This is a genomic window from Couchioplanes azureus, from assembly GCF_014648355.1.
GTDB classification, from domain to species: Bacteria; Actinomycetota; Actinomycetes; order Mycobacteriales; family Micromonosporaceae; genus Actinoplanes; species Actinoplanes azureus.
In genome coordinates this window covers 469,382-483,252 of the sequence record NZ_BMQY01000002.1, presented here as the reverse complement: position 1 = coordinate 483,252, position 13,871 = coordinate 469,382, and the positions used below count along the sequence as shown (strand labels likewise).

The window sequence follows — 13,871 nt, the reverse complement described above, 5'->3', positions numbered from 1 at the left end:
CGGACCGGCGGCCAGCTCGGGACACGCTGCCACCGAGGGACGAGTGTAGAGGGCCGGTGGCCCAAGAGGAGGCTCTCGATCCGCTTGAACCACCGACATCCCTAGCGCTACCCGCTCGCCGCCGGGCTAATCGCCCGGGAGAGAAGTGGTGGGAGAAGTTGGGCGAGGACGCTGAGGCCGTCCGCGCTGAGCACGGACTCCGGATGGAACTGCACTCCGGCGAAGCCGTCGCCGCGCAGGGCGTGGACGGTGCCGTCGGCGTCCGCGGCGATCTCCACGCCCGGCACCGGCGCGGCCAGGGCGGTGAAGCTGGAGTAGAAACCGACCCGCCGCCGGGTGCCGAACAGGTCGATGTCGCGGGCCACGCCCTGATAGGGCGCCGGCCTGCGGCGCAGGCGCAGGCCCAGGGCCGCGGCCAGCAGCTGGTGACCCAGGCAGACGCCGAGCAGCGGGCGCCGGTCGGCGAGCGCGCCGGCGACCAGGGCGCGCAGGGTGCCCATCCGCTCGTCGTCCGCGGCGGGATCGCCGGGGCCCGGCCCCATGATCAGCACGTCGGCGGCGGGCACGAGGGGCACCGTCCAGGGCAGCACGGTGACCGTCAGGCCCAGGGCCCGCAGCTGGTGGGCCAGCATCGCGGTGAAGGCGTCCTCGGCGTCGACGATCACCGCGCTGCGGCCGTCGAGCGCGGGGACCGTGAGGGCGCCGGGCCGGCGCTGGTCCAGCCAGAACCGGGCGAGGCCGTCGTTGCGCGCCGCGAGTGCCGCCGGGATCGCGGGGTCGTCGGGCTCCGGGGGTACGGACGTCGTCGTCCGGGTGGCACCCAGGGCGGCCAGCACGCCCGCGGCCTTGGCGTGGGTCTCCGCGATCTCGCCCGCGGGGGTGGAGTGCCGCACGAGCGTGGCGCCGACCGGCACGCGCAGGCGGCCCGCGGGGGAGATCTCCGCCGTGCGGATGAGGATCGGCGCGTCCAGCGTCTGCCGGCCCTCGTCGTCGTGCCCGAGCAGGGCCAGCACCCCGGCGTAGTAGCCCCGGCCCCGGCGTTCGTGCCGGGCGATCACCCGGCAGGCGTTGGCCACCGGGCTGCCGGTCACGGTCGGGGCGAACATGGTCTCGCGCAGCACCTCGCGTACGTCGCGCGAGCCCCGCCCGGCGAGCAGGTACTCGGTGTGGGTGAGATGCGCCATCCGCTTCAGGTACGGCCCGACGACCTGCCCGCCGTGCTCGGCGACGGCGGCCATCATCTTGAGCTCCTCGTCGAGCACCATGGCGAGCTCGTCGATCTCCTTGGGGTCGGCGAGGAAGTCGGCCAGGCTGCGCTCGCCGTCGTGGCGGAAGGTGCCGCTGATCGGGTTCATCATGGTCAGCCCGCCGTCCACGCTGACGTGCCGCTCGGGGCTGGCACCGACGAGCGTACGGGTGCCGGTGTGCACCAGGAACGTCCAGTACGCGCCGCGCTCGCCGGTGAGCAGGTTGCGGAACGCCGCCCGGGCCGCCTCGAGCGGGTCGCCGGCGACGGTCGCCTCGAAGACCCGGTGGACGACGAAGTTGGCGCCCGCGCCGTGCCCGATCTCGTCGCGCAGGACCGCCTCCACGACCCGGCCGTAGTCGGCGTCGGAGATGTCGAAGCCCTGCCCGGTCAGCCGCGGCGGCGTGGTGGGCAGGGAGTCGATCAGCTCGGCCAGCGGCACCGTCCGGGCGGCGCGGATCCGCAGGCACTCCAGCGGTGTGCCGTCGTCGACGCAGGCGAAGCCGCGCTCGGCGATCTGCCGGAACGGGATGAGGGCCAGCGTGCGCGGCCCGCTGCCGGCGGGCAGGGGTATGTCGGCGAGGGCTGGCACGGTGACGACGTCGCCGTGGAGGATCTCGACGTGGTCGGCGCCGTGGCGGTGCAGCAGGGCGAAGGGTTCCATGGGTTCCTCGATCGGCTGGGGCCGCCCGGCGAGGAACTGTCGCAAGGACGGCCGCCTCGTCGGAGGCGGCCGCGGTGGTGGGTTACGCGCGGGAGGGTGTGGCCGCCGGATCGGCGGGCCACCACATGCTCGGTTGCGCGTACATGGCTGAGGAGTTTACGGGCCGGCGCGGTAGCAGCGCCACCCCGTCGGTTCCGGGGCGATGCGGCGGGCGTACGCGGCGGTGCCGTAGCGCCAGCCGCACAGCGCGTCCATGTCGACGGGATCCGCGGAGCGGGACGCGCGGCCGCAGCCCCAGGCGCCGCCGGTGAAGACCGCGATCGCATGCTTGCCGGCGGTCTCCCGGCAGTAGGAGGCCAGGAGCGGGGGCAGGCCGGCGGCGTCGGACGGCCCGAGCGGCACCGGCGCCGCGGGCGACGAGCTCGGTGCGGGCCCGGCCTTGTGCGCTTGCACGACGGCCCGCAGGGGCCGCCGGGAGGCCGCCGGCGGGCCGGGCGCGGCGGGCGGCTGCGGGACCGAGACGGCCGGCAACGGTACGGCGGCCCGCGGCGTACCCGCGTCGCGCAGCACCAGGGGAATCGTGGCGGCCGGAGCCAGCAGCGCCGCGGCGACCACCGCCCAGGGCCACCGGCGCGGCCGGACCGCCCGGTGCCGGGCCTTCACCCGCTGCCGCACCACTTCCGCCCCTTTCCGGCTCGTCCGCCGGTTACCGGTCGGAAACATCACCCACGGTAGGCGCGCGGCGGACCGCCGACGTCGGCCTTTCAGGTGGCCGTGGACGGCCCGTCCGTACCGCCCGGCGGCTCATCGCGAATAAGTACGACTACTCACGGTCGTCGCTCGCCGGAGCCGCAGACTGTTTGAGCAGGTCAGCCCCGCCCCCCCCAGCAGAATCGGAGAAGTGCCATGACCCCTCAGCCGTCCGCCTCGGTCAAGCCCACCGCCGCCTTCGTCGGCGCCTCCTGGGCCGCGCTCTTCCTCGGCGTCGTCTGCTACGCGGCCGGGCTGTGGAACGCCACGATGACGAAGAGTGAGAAGGGCTTCTACGCCTCGGTCCTCGTCCTGGGCCTGTTCGCCGCCGTCTCGCTGCAGAAGTCGGTGCGCGACAAGGCGGAGGGTCTGCCGGTGTCGGCCCTGTACCTCGGGCTTTCGTGGTCCACGGTCGGTCTCGCACTGGTGATGCTGGTGGTCGGTCTCTGGAACAGCGGGATGCAGCTCAGCGAGAAGGGCTTCTACGGCCTCGCGTTCGCCCTCACGTTGTTCGCGGCGGTCGCCGTGCAGAAGAACGTGCGCGACATGCTGCAGTTCCGGGCGCCCTCGCACGCCGCGACGCCGGCGGCGACGTCGTTCACCGTGCCGCCCGCGGCGGTCACGACGACCACGACCGTCACCCGGTGAGCTCAGGCGGCCTCGTACGCGCTGCGCACCGCGTGGCGGGCCCAGCGCATCCGGCCCAGCGCGCAGTCGGGGTGCTCGCCGAACTCCTGCGCCACCAGCTCGGCGCAGCGCTGCTCGCCGAGGCGGCCGACGGTCTCGCTGACGGCGGCCCGGATGAGCTCGGGCGAAGGGTCCTGAGAGCTCTGCAGGTCGGAGACGAACAGCGCCTCGTAGCGGATGTCGTCGCTTTCCACTGCGGTCATCAGATCCTCCTACCGTGCGCTCGTGGACGGGCGTCTGAGTCCAGGACACCCGGATGGGGCTGCATATGCGCTGCATGAGAGTTGCCATGCGGTTGCGGCGAGCAGCAGCCGCAGAGCGGACTAAACGGATATCGTGCTGATAACGAGCGAAACCCATGGGGGGAACCGTGACGGTGGTGCTGGTCGCCGACGACGACGCCGACATCCGTGACCTCGTGGCGTTCAAGCTCGAGCAGGCCGGCCTCGAGGTGATCGCGGTCGAGGACGGCCAGGCCGCGGTGGAGCAGGCCCGGGCCCGGCGTCCCACGCTGGCGGTCCTGGACGTGTCGATGCCCGGCCTCTCCGGCATCGACGTCTGCCGGATGCTGCGCGCGGACCCCGCCACCGCCGGAATGCTGATCATCATGCTGACCGCCCGCGTGCAGGAGCAGGACGTCGAGGGCGGATTCAGCGCGGGCGCCGACGACTACGTCACCAAGCCCTTCAGTCCCCGCGAGCTCGTATCGCGGATCCAGGCATTGCTGAGCCGGACCCGGGCCTGACGGGACCGGCACCCCCATGCCCCGTGAGCGAACCGTCGGCAGCCTGCTGACGAGGGCCTTCGGCGTGCTCGTCGTGCTCATCGTGTGCACCGGTGCGGCCGAGACGACCGCGCTGGTCATGCAGCACCGGATGGTCGACGAGCTCGCCACCCGCGTCCAGCCGCTCCAGCTCGCCAACGCCGACCTGCGCGGCGTGCTCGCCGACGGCCAGCGCGGCATGCGGGGCTATCTGCTGACCGGCGACACCCGGTTGCTCGACTCGTACCGCGCGGCGCGCAGCGACTTCGACCGGGTCGCGGGCCAGCTGCGGACGCTGGCCCGGGGCGCCGAGAAGGACGCCGTGGACCGGGAGCTCGCCCGGGCCGGCGACTGGTGGGCGCTCGCCGAGCAACAGCGCGAGGCGCCCCCGCGCAGCTCCGAGGCGGCCGCCTACGTCGAGCGGGGCACGCCGCTCTACCAGGCCTTCGACTCCGAGAACCGGGCCTTCGACGCCGTCCTCGCCACCCGCGCCGCCGACCTGCGCGAACGCAGCACCTCGCTCGGAGTCGTGACGACCGTCGTCCTGGTGGCGGTCACCGTGCTGGCGGCGGTCACCGCCGTTCTCGCGGCGGCGCTCACCGCCCGCCGGATCACCCACCCACTGGCGCGGGTGGTCTCCGTCATCGGCCGCCGGCGCTCCGGGGAGCTGGACGTCCGCGCCGACGCGACCGCGGGACCCGTCGAGATCCGGGCGGTCGCCCAGGCGATCAACGAGATGGCCGAGGTGGGCGACCGCATCCGCGCCGCCGAGAAGGAATCCGCCCGGTTGCGCGCCGAGGTCCGGCAGCTCGGCTACCGCATCCGCGCCCACCTCAAGGTCGCGGACGCGATCGACGAGGCCGTACGCGGCCTCGCCGAGATCTTCCGCGCCGATCACGTCCTGGTGCGGATGGCGCCCGGGCAGACCGACGTGCCGCCGCTGGTGAGCCTGCGCGACGAGCACGCCGGCGGGGTGCTCGAGGAGCTCGCCGGATGCGACGCGTCCTGGCTCGGCAGCGACGACGTCTGGACCACCGACGACCAGGCCGCGGCCGGCCAGGCGGCGCCCCCCGAGCGGGAGCGGCGGGCCTGGGCCGCGGTCGGTGACGGACCGGTCCTGACCGCGGCGGTCAGCGTGGGCGACGAGCGCCTGGGCGCGCTCACCCTCATCCGCGACGGCGGGCCCGCCTGGACCCCGGCGGACGCCCGGCTGGTCGAGGCGGTCGCGGCCGACCTGGGCCGCGGCGTGCACCATGCCCGCCTGTTCGAGCGCGAGCAGCACCTGGTGGCCCGGCTCAAGGAGCTGGACACGGCGAAGACGGACTTCATGTCGACCGTCTCGCACGAGCTGCGCACCCCGCTGACCAGCATCGCCGGCTACCTGGAGCTGCTGCTCGACGCGGACGCCGGCGAGCTGGGACCGCCGCAGCGCAAGATGCTGGAGGTCATCGGGCGCAACACCCGGCGGCTGCGGGAACTGATCGAGGACATCCTCATTCTGTCCAAGATCGAGTCTGGGTCGTTCCGGGCGTCCCGCCGCCCGGTCGACCTGACCGGGCTCGCCGAGAACGCGCTCGCCGCGATGGCGCCGACCGCGGCCAAGGGCGGGGTCGAGCTGCGGACCGAGGTGGACCGGCCGCTCGAGCTGATCGCGGACCCGGACCAGCTGGAGCGCGTCCTGACGAACCTGCTGTCCAACGCGGTCAAGTTCACCCCGGCCAAGGGTACGGTCACCCTGGTCGCCCGTCGCGCGGGCGACGAGGTGCTCCTGTCCGTGTCGGACACCGGCATGGGCATTCCGTCCGGCGAGCAGCAAGGGCTGTTCTCCCGGTTCTTCCGGGCCAGCAACGCGGTCCACCGGGCCATCCCCGGTACGGGACTGGGACTGGCCATCGTCCACAAGATCGTGGAGAACCACGCCGGGCAGATCTCGGTGGAGTCCGTCGAGGGTTCCGGCACCACCGTCACCGTCCGGCTGCCCGCGGGGGCGACTGGGATATCGTGACCGCTCACCCACGACAGCGAGGTCGAGCGCATGCCGTCGAGACGCGCCGGTGGCAAGCCGACGTCCAGTGATGTCGCCGCCGCGGCCGGGGTCTCCCGGTCCGCCGTGTCGTTCGCCTTCAACAACCCGCAGCGCATCTCCGCCGCCACCCGCCAGCGCATCCTCGCCGTCGCCGAGGAGATCGGGTACGCCCCGCACACGCTCGCCCGGATGCTGCAGGCCGGAGCCACCCACTCCCTCGGCGTGCTGCTGCCTCAGCGGCTGGCGCGGGTCCTGGAGAACCCGTACTACTCCCGCCTTCTCATGGGCGTCGGCCAGGTGTGCGACCAGGAGGGTTACACCATGCTGCTGTCGCCGCCGCTGCGCGACTCGGTGCTCGAGGCCATCCCGTACGCGGCCGTCGACGGCTTCATCGTCTGTGGACTCGAGACCGACCGCGGCGAGGTGGCCGAGCTGGTGCGGCGCGGCATCCCGTTCGTGCTCATCGACAGCGACCGTTACGAGAACGCGCCCAGCGTGGACGTCGACGACCACGGCGGCGCCCGGGACGTCGCCCGGTACCTGCTCGGCCTGGGGCACCGGCGGATCGCGGTGCTGTCGATCGGCCCGGCGCCGGACGCCGCCGTGCGCGGTTACCGCGGGCCGGTCGCCCGGCGCCTGGACGGCATCGCGGAGGCGCTGGCGGGAGCCGGGCTCACCATGGCGGACGTGCGGCTGGCCGAGGTGCCGGTCACGCGGGCGGACGGCTACCGCGCGACGATGACGCTGATGGCCGGCGAGGATCCGCCGACCGCGGTGCTGGCCCTGTCGGACGTGCTGGCCTACGGCGCCGTCGACGCGCTGCGGGAGCTCGGCATCGACGTGCCGGGGCAGGTCTCCGTGACGGGCTTCGACGACCTGGCCGAGTCGGCGTGGTTCCGGCCGCGGCTGACCACCGTACGCCAGCCGATCGTGTCCAAGGGCCGGACCGCCGCCGACTTCCTCATCTCGGCGATCCGCGGCCAGGACCAGCATCCCCATCAATCGCTCGGCACGTCTCTCATCGTCCGGGAATCTGCGGCCGCACCCATGTAACACGTGTTAGTAACGTGCTAGCGTGCCACGCCATGACCGATCGACTGATCGCACGGCGTGACCCCGCCGCCCCGACGGCCTCCTGGTGGCGGCACGCGGTCATCTACCAGATCTATCCGCGCAGCTTCGCCGACTCCGACGGCGACGGCATCGGCGACCTGCCGGGCATCCGCAGCCGGCTGCCGTACCTGCGGGACCTCGGCGTCGACGCCGTGTGGCTCTCACCCTTCTACGCCTCCCCCCAGGCCGACGCCGGCTACGACGTCGCCGACTACCGCGCCGTCGACCCGGTCTTCGGCACGCTCGACGACGCCCGGGGGCTGATCGCGGACGCGCACGACCTCGGCCTGCGGGTCATCGTCGACCTGGTCCCGAACCACTGCTCCGAGGAGCACGAATGGTTCCGGCGGGCGGTCGCCGAGGGACCCGGCTCGCCGTTCCGTGACCGCTTCCACTTCCGCCCGGGCCGCGGCGAGGACGGCAGCCTCCCGCCCAACGACTGGCCGTCGATCTTCGGCGGCCCGGCCTGGACCCGGACCACGAACCCGGACGGCACTCCCGGCGAGTGGTACCTGCACCTGTTCGCCCCCGAACAACCCGACTTCAACTGGGACCATCCGGCGGTCGCCGACGAGTTCCGCACGATCCTGCGCTTCTGGCTCGATCTCGGCGTCGACGGCTTCCGGATCGACGTCGCCCACGGCCTCGTGAAGGAGCCGGGCCTGCCGGACCTGGGCGCCGAGACCGAGTGGCACCTGCTCGACGTGGGCGTCAGCCCGTGCTTCGACCGCGACGGCGTGCACGAGATCTACCGTGACTGGCGGCGCATCCTCGACGAGTACCCCGGGGAACGCGTCGCGGTCGCCGAGGCGTGGGCGCCGACGCTCGAGCGCGTCGCCGCGTACGTGCGCCCGGACGAGCTCCACCAGGCGTTCAACTTCACCTACCTCGGCACCGCCTGGAACGCCGCGGCGCAGCGCGAGACGATCGACGCGTCGCTGGCCGCGATGCGCGCGGTCGGCGCACCGGCGACCTGGACCCTGTCCAACCACGACGTGGTCCGGCACACCAACCGCCTCATGCAGGCCGGCGAGGGCGACGTCGCGGGGCGCCGCCCCGCCCGGGTCGACCAGGTCGCCGGGCTGCGCCGGGCACGCGCCGCGTCGCTGCTGCTCCTGGCGCTGCCCGGGTCGGCCTACCTCTACCAGGGTGAGGAGCTGGGCCTGCCGGAGGTGGTGGACCTGCCCCCGGAGGTACGCCAGGATCCCGCCTTCCACCGCGACACCGGTCAGGACGGCTACCGCGACGGCTGCCGGGTGCCGATCCCGTGGCAGGGCGACCGCGCGCCGTACGGCTTCGGCCCCGCCGGGGGTCCCAGCTGGCTGCCCCAGCCGGACGACTGGGCGCAGCTCAGCGTGGCGGCGCAGGAACAGGTCCCCGGCTCGACGCTGTCGCTCTACCGCGCGGCGCTCGCGATCCGCCGCTCGCATCCCGACCTCGGCGCGGCCGACAACCTGCGCTGGGCCGACGCCGGCGACGACCTGCTGGTCTTCGACCGGGGCCGGTTCCGGTGCACGGTCAACCTGGGCCCGGAACCGGTGCGGATCGACCGGCCGGGGGAGATGCTGATCGCCAGCGGCCCGGTGGATGCCGACCCGGACAGCGTCCTGCTCCCGGGCGACACGACGGTCTGGTGGAGCCGCTGACGCCGCGCCAGGTGGCCGTCCCCGCCGGATCCCGACCGGCGGGGACGGCCACGCCCGCGGCGGCTCAGCTGATGCCGACCAGGTCGTAGGCGCGGCGGATCGCCGCCATCTTCGCGTCGCGCTGCGGGTTGCCGCCGAAGTACGTCGCCGCGACGTCGAGGATGGACCGCAGCGCCTGGGTGAAGGTGGCGAGCGGGACGAGCCGGGCCATGCCCAGATAGGTCAGCACGGCCACGTCCTGGACGGTGAACACGCGCGTGCCGCCGTCCTCCATGGTCAGCAGGTTGTGCACCGCCTTGTTGTGGATGTTGCTGTTGACGTGCACCCAGCCCGAGTCGTTGCGCTGCGGGTGCGGCATCTCGCCGGGGCGCAGGCGCTTGAAGTCGCGCATGTGCGCCGGGTCGCCCAGCCGGGTGGGGTCGGCGAAGTCGCGCAGCGGCAGGCCGTCCCCGCCCAGTCCCGCGCCGATCTCCCAGGTCCAGGTACGGACGTCCTCGCGGTCCGGCGCGGTGTACCAGTTGTTGATGATGACGCCCGCGCAGTCCGCGAAGGACTCGTTGAGGGCGCCCGACTGCGTCGCGTACACCAGGTTGGAGGTCGTCTCGATCACGCCGTGGGTCAGCTCGTGGCCGATCACGTCCAGATAGCGGGAGAGGCTGACCAGCCGGCCCTGCGCGTCCCGGGTCTGGCCGTACCACATCCGGCCCTGCGACCAGAAGGCGTTCTTGAGCTCCGGCGGCGTGCCGAACCCGGAGGCGGTGGTGTTGACGATCGAGACGAGCGTCATGCCCTGCCCGTCGATGCCCTCACGCTGCAGGACCGACTTGTAGAAGTCCTGTACCCGGGAGGCGTTGAGGTGCGCGGAGACCGCGGCCCGGTTGGTGGTGCCGTACTCGCTGGACGTGGCGACCACCGCCCGCTGCGGCAGCGGAGGGTCGTCGAAGATGTCGGCGAACTCGATGTCGTACGTGCGGACGTTGCGCAACGGGTCGTCCAGCTGGCAGCTCACGCCGTCGGCCTCCAGCCGGCCGAAGAAGGTCTGCTTGGCGTCGTCCTCGTCCACGCCGGTGCACTTGGTCGGCGGCGGGATCGCGGCGCCGGTCGCGACCGCGCTGTAGCAGAACAGGATGCGGCCGTCGTGGGCGTCGACGAGGTAGTTGACGCTCTCCCGTACCGGCCTCGGGCCGAGGCCGTGCCCGCGCAGGGCGACCGGGTCGGGTTCGTCCGGCGCGGGGGGCGACGCCGGAAGCGCCTTGAAGAACCAGACCAGGTGCCAGGTCCCGCTCTCGTCCTCCTTGTAGTACATGAGCCTGCCGGTGACGCCCGCCTCGGGCGGGATGGTCGTGCCCGTCCAGGAGGCCACCCGCTCCAGCGCCTGCGTGCGGCTGAGCGTCTCCACCGGGTCGACGCCGGTGACCTCGTCGAGCTGGGCGGTGACGCTGACCAGGTCACGGTCGCCGGTCAGCTCGACCACGGCACCCGCGCCGAAGACCGGGATGCTGTGGTGGGTCTGGGTGAAGCGGACCTGGCGCGTTCCCACGGCCGGAAGGTCCTCGTCGCGCTTGACGACCAGACCGGGCACGCGCTCGGGCCGCTCGGGCGCCACCACGGACTGGATCTCCGGGCGGTCGTCGCGGCGCAGCAGCTCGTCCAGGTAGAACCGGGCGGCCGCCTCGTTGCTGGTGAACATCGGGCCCGCCGTCGTGGCGGCATCCGGGCCGGCGGCCGCGGCACCGAACGAGGCGGGCGTGCGGGCGCCGGCATCCGGGCCGGTCTCCGCGTCTTCGGCGGCGCTGTAGTGGAACTCCTGCAAGGGGACAGCCATGCGAACCACTCCTCGTGTCGTCCTACCGTTCAGCAGACGCCCGCGAGGCTCCGGGCACCATGGTCGCGTCGCGCGGCGGACAGCGCGAATAGCCGATCATCCGCCGGCCCGCGTACGGACGGGCGACCGTCTGTTACTGCTGGTAAGTCTCGAGGAAACGCCGCAGCCGGTCGGTGGCGTCGTCGAGCACGTCGACCGGCGCCAGGAAGACCATCCGCAGGTGGTCCGGGGTGGGCAGGTTGAAGCCCGTGCCGTGGGAGAGCAGCATCAGTTGCTGCTCCAGCAGATCGATGATCAGCCGCTGGTCGTCGCGGATCTTGTGCACCGCGGGATCGAGCCGGGCGAAGAGGTACAGCGCGCCGTCCGGCTTGACGCACTCGACGCCCGGGATCGCGGTCATCTTGCGCCAGGCGTGCTCGCGCTGCTCGTACAGGCGGCCGCCGGGCTTGATGAGCGTGGTGATGCTCTGGAAGCCGCCCAGGGCGGTCTGCACCGCGTGCTGGGCCGGGACGTTGGGGCAGAGCCGCATGTTCGCCAGCAGCTGCAGGCCTTCGAGGTACTCGGTGGCGTGGGTCGTCGGGCCGCTCACCGCCATCCACCCGGACCGGAAGCCCGCCGCCCGGTACGTCTTCGACAGCCCGCCCATGGTGAGCACGAGCAGGTCCGGGGCCAGCGCCGCCGCGCACAGGTGCCGCGCCTCGTCGTAGACGATCTTGTCGTAGATCTCGTCGGAGAGCACGAGCAGCCCGTGCCGCCGGGCGATGTCGAGCAGGCCGAGCAGGGTCTCCCGGGAGTACACCGCGCCGGTCGGGTTGTTGGGGTTGATGATCACGAGGGCCCGGGTCCGGGGGGTGATGGACGCGGCCACGTGCTCCAGGTCGGGTTGCCAGCCCTCCGCGGGGTCGCAGCGGTAGTGCACCGGCTGCCCGCCGCACAGCGTCACCGCGCCGGTCCAGAGCGGGTAGTCGGGGCTCGGCACGAGCACCTCGTCGCCGGTGTTGAGCAGGGCCTGCAGGGACATGACGATGAGCTCGGAGACGCCGTTGCCCAGGAACACGTCGTCGGGCTGGACCTGCTCGACGCCGAGGGTCTGGTAGTACTGCGCCACCGCGACCCGGGCGGAGTAGATGCCGCGGGCGTCGCTGTAGCCCTCGGCGTCCGGCAGGTTGTGCACCATGTCGGCGACGATCGCCTCGGGCGTGTTGAGTCCCCACGGCGCGGGGTTGCCGAGGTTCAGCTTGAGGATGCGGTGACCCGCGTTCTCCAGCTCCTGTGCGCGCCGCAGCACCGGGCCGCGGATGTCGTACCGGACGTTCTTCAGCCTGCTCGCCTGGGAAAACATACGATCGAGCCTAGGCCCCGCCCGGCGTGAGTCGCGTCATGGGAGCCGGTTCGCCGCTCAGTTGCCCACCGCCACCTGCCGACAGGCCATTCGTGCGAGGAAAGCTCAGACGGTTCATCCCGGTCATCGCCGCGCTGCTGGGCTGCGGCGCGGGCTTCCTGCTGCTGCGCACCGTGGCGACCAGCGCCTTCGACGGACTGGAGGCGCGCCAGGTGGCGCAGGACGCGGACCGGATGCGGATCGGCCTCGACACCCAGGCCCGGTTGATGGTCACCTTCGGCGCCACCAACGCGGTCTGGGACAACACGTACCAGGACGTGGCGAAGGAGGACCCGGAGACCTTCGCCGAGGACTTCTACTCCGACCCCGCCGACAGCGGAGGCATCTACGACGGCGTCCTCGGCGTCAGCCTGGACGGCCGGCTGGTGACCGGCGGCACCCTCAGCGTGGACGGCTTCCAGCGGCCGGCGGCGCAGCTCGTCGATCCCGCCGTGCTCGGCCGCCTCTACGACCCCGAGGGTGCGGCCGGCAGCTCCCGCTGCGGAGTCGTCGCCGCCGATGTGATGTACCTCTTCTGCGGCCTGCCGGTCTACCCCAGCAGCGGCGAGGGCGAGCCGTCCGGCGGCCTGGTGATCATCCAGCGGCTGGACAGCGCGCGGATGACGCAGTTCAGCAAGGAGATCAACCTGCCCACCACCGTCGCCGAGCAGCCGCGCGGAAACGCCCTCACGCAGTCGCTGACCAGCCTCGTCGGCACCCTCGCCGTGGGCACCACCGTGCTGGGCGACGACAGCATCGCGCTGCACGCGAGCATCGCCACGGTCGACGGCGAGCGGCTCGTCCTCGAGTCGGTGCAGGGCCGCCCGATCCACGCCGCGGCCACGAGCACCGCGGCCCGGCTGTTCGCCTTCATCGCCGTCGCCACCTTGCTGATCGTGGTGCTGGTGATCTGGTCGGGACGACGGGCGGTGAGCCGCCGGGTCCGGCCGCTGCGGCGCACCACCGAGCAGATCGTCGCCTCCGGCGACTACGCGCTGCGGCTCGGCACCACCGGCGACGACGACATCGCGGCGCTGGGCCGCACCATCGACACCATGCTCGACACCATCGCCGAGCGCGACCGGCTGCTGGAGACCGAGCAGCAGCAGCGCCGCGAGGAACTGGAGCGCAACCACGAGCGGCAGAGCGCGGCGGAACGGCAGGCGCAGGAGCGGGCCCGCGCACTCGTCGACGAGACCTCGACCTTCGTCGCCGGCCAGCTCGCCGACGTGTCGGAACGGGCGGCCACGGTCGGCGCCGCGGCCGGGCGCATCGACGAGCGGGTCCGCGACGCCCGGCTGGCGGCGAACCGCCTGCTGGAGAACAACACCGCGGCCAGCCAGGCCGTCGGCACCCTGCACGAGAGCCTGCGCAAGGTCGGCGAGGTCGCCCGGTTCATCGGCGGCATCGCCAAGCAGACCAACCTGCTGGCCCTGAACGCCACCATCGAGGCGGCCCGCGCCGGGGCGGCCGGCCAGGGCTTCGCGGTGGTGGCCGACGAGGTCAAGAACCTGGCCGGCACGACGGCCGAGTCCACCGAGACGATCAGCGCGACCCTCGACGAGCTGAACCAGCACGTCACGGCGGTCGTGGAGATCATGACGGCGATGAGCGAGACGATCACGGCGATCGACCACACCACGGCGGACGCGCAGGAGATGACCATCGAGCAGGAAACCGTCGTCGCCGAGCTGACCAGCCGGGTGACCGACGCGGGGGCGCGGCTGGAGTCCTTGGTCTCCGCCCGCTGACCGGCGACAGTAGAGTCAC

The 13,871-nt window shown here is 72.8% G+C and carries 11 protein-coding genes; 6 read left to right on the top strand and 5 right to left on the bottom strand.

Translation table 11 applies throughout. The features are described from left to right. Positions 1 to 107 precede the first annotated feature (107 nt). Positions 108 to 1,910, bottom strand: coding sequence for an anthranilate synthase family protein (locus IEY99_RS09255; protein WP_189201403.1), 1,803 nt, complete (start codon positions 1,908 to 1,910; stop codon positions 108 to 110). Positions 1,911 to 2,066: 156 nt separating this feature from the next. Next, positions 2,067 to 2,588 carry a hypothetical protein gene (locus tag IEY99_RS09250; RefSeq protein WP_189201401.1) on the bottom strand — a complete coding sequence of 174 codons (522 nt, stop codon included), beginning with the start codon at positions 2,586 to 2,588 and terminating at the stop codon, positions 2,067 to 2,069. A 228-nt stretch (positions 2,589 to 2,816) separates the two neighbouring features. Here IEY99_RS09250 and yiaA point away from each other — a divergent pair, with 228 nt between their 5' ends. Further along, positions 2,817 to 3,308 (top strand): inner membrane protein YiaA, encoded by a 492-nt coding sequence (gene yiaA, locus IEY99_RS09245; RefSeq protein ID WP_189201399.1) that lies wholly within the window; start codon positions 2,817 to 2,819, stop codon positions 3,306 to 3,308. A 2-nt stretch (positions 3,309 to 3,310) separates the two neighbouring features. On the opposite strand, the gene IEY99_RS09240 is transcribed toward yiaA, so the two are convergent. Then, positions 3,311 to 3,550, bottom strand: a complete 240-nt coding sequence (locus tag IEY99_RS09240; protein ID WP_189201397.1) for a hypothetical protein — start codon at positions 3,548 to 3,550, stop codon at positions 3,311 to 3,313. A gap of 155 nt (positions 3,551 to 3,705) precedes the next feature. Here IEY99_RS09240 and IEY99_RS09235 point away from each other — a divergent pair, with 155 nt between their 5' ends. Genes IEY99_RS09235 through IEY99_RS09220 form a run of 4 tightly spaced genes read left to right on the top strand, consistent with a single transcriptional unit; the run spans position 3,706 to position 8,895 of the window. Beyond that, positions 3,706 to 4,092 carry a response regulator transcription factor gene (locus IEY99_RS09235; protein WP_229798383.1) on the top strand — a complete coding sequence of 129 codons (387 nt, stop codon included), beginning with the start codon at positions 3,706 to 3,708 and terminating at the stop codon, positions 4,090 to 4,092. A 16-nt stretch (positions 4,093 to 4,108) separates the two neighbouring features. Further along, positions 4,109 to 6,115 (top strand): ATP-binding protein, encoded by a 2,007-nt coding sequence (locus tag IEY99_RS09230; protein WP_189201395.1) that lies wholly within the window; start codon positions 4,109 to 4,111, stop codon positions 6,113 to 6,115. Positions 6,116 to 6,145: 30 nt separating this feature from the next. Beyond that, complete coding sequence (locus tag IEY99_RS09225) at positions 6,146 to 7,189, top strand: LacI family DNA-binding transcriptional regulator (protein WP_189201393.1); 1,044 nt, start codon at positions 6,146 to 6,148, stop codon at positions 7,187 to 7,189. A gap of 32 nt (positions 7,190 to 7,221) precedes the next feature. After that, positions 7,222 to 8,895, top strand: a complete 1,674-nt coding sequence (locus IEY99_RS09220) for a glycoside hydrolase family 13 protein (RefSeq protein WP_189201391.1) — start codon at positions 7,222 to 7,224, stop codon at positions 8,893 to 8,895. Between the two features lie 64 nt (positions 8,896 to 8,959). On the opposite strand, the gene IEY99_RS09215 is transcribed toward IEY99_RS09220, so the two are convergent. After that, positions 8,960 to 10,720 (bottom strand): M4 family metallopeptidase, encoded by a 1,761-nt coding sequence (locus IEY99_RS09215; protein ID WP_189201389.1) that lies wholly within the window; start codon positions 10,718 to 10,720, stop codon positions 8,960 to 8,962. 133 nt (positions 10,721 to 10,853) lie between these two features. After that, positions 10,854 to 12,062 (bottom strand): pyridoxal phosphate-dependent aminotransferase, encoded by a 1,209-nt coding sequence (locus IEY99_RS09210; RefSeq protein WP_189201387.1) that lies wholly within the window; start codon positions 12,060 to 12,062, stop codon positions 10,854 to 10,856. Between the two features lie 92 nt (positions 12,063 to 12,154). Between IEY99_RS09210 and IEY99_RS09205 the strand changes: the two genes are divergently transcribed. After that, complete coding sequence (locus IEY99_RS09205) at positions 12,155 to 13,852, top strand: methyl-accepting chemotaxis protein (RefSeq protein WP_189201385.1); 1,698 nt, start codon at positions 12,155 to 12,157, stop codon at positions 13,850 to 13,852. Positions 13,853 to 13,871: the final 19 nt, after the last annotated feature.